Source organism: Streptomyces sp. C (assembly GCF_000158895.1).
Classification (GTDB): Bacteria; Actinomycetota; Actinomycetes; order Streptomycetales; family Streptomycetaceae; genus Streptomyces; species Streptomyces racemochromogenes.
Window position 1 is genome coordinate 7449446 of sequence record NZ_GG657750.1, and the last position, 657, is coordinate 7450102.

General features: G+C 73.4%; 1 protein-coding gene and 1 pseudogene. Both read left to right on the forward strand.

The annotated features are described in order from the left end of the window. A pseudogene (locus SSNG_RS45470) lies at positions 1 to 330 on the forward strand (acyl-CoA synthetase); the annotation flags it as partial. Further along, positions 327 to 657 (forward strand): FAD-dependent monooxygenase (locus tag SSNG_RS45475; protein WP_007268342.1); only part of this gene is annotated, 331 nt, incomplete at its 3' end. The pseudogene SSNG_RS45470 and the gene SSNG_RS45475, both read left to right, overlap by 4 nt.

Genomic DNA, 657 nt, shown 5'->3' on the forward strand with positions numbered 1-657 from the left:
GAGGACGAGCTCCGCCAGTGGGCCGCCGAACGCGTCCCGGAACGCGCGGCCGCACCGAAGTCCGTCACCGTCCTCGCCGCGCTGCCGGTGACCGACGTCGGCAAGCCCTACAAGCTCGCCCTGCGGGCCGACGCCACCCGGCTCGCGGTCGTGCAGACCCTGGCCGGCCACGGCCACGACGTGGAGGTCGACGTGGCGGTCGAGGACGGGTCCGTCCTCGTGTCCGTCACCCCCGGCACCGGTGACCGCGAGGCCATCAGCGCGGTCCTCGACCAGTACGCCCTGCTCTGGACCTGGTCCCCGGCGACGTCCGGACCGGTGACGTCATGACCGCCGACACCGTCCCGGTCGTCGTCATCGGCGCCGGCCCCACCGGGCTGACCGCGGCGACACTGCTGGGCCAGTACGGCATCGAAACCCTCGTGCTTGACCGCTGGGAGTCGGTCTACCCACTGCCGCGGGCGGTCCACCTCGACGACGAGATATACCGCCTGCTCGCCCGCCTCGGCGTCGCCGAGGACTTCGCCACCATCTCCCGCCCCGCCCACGGCCTGCGACTCCTGGACGGCGACCTGCGGCTGCTGGCCGAGTTCCGGAGCGGCGCCGCCCTCGGGCGCCACGGTCATCCCGAGGCCAACATGTTCGACCAGCCCCAAC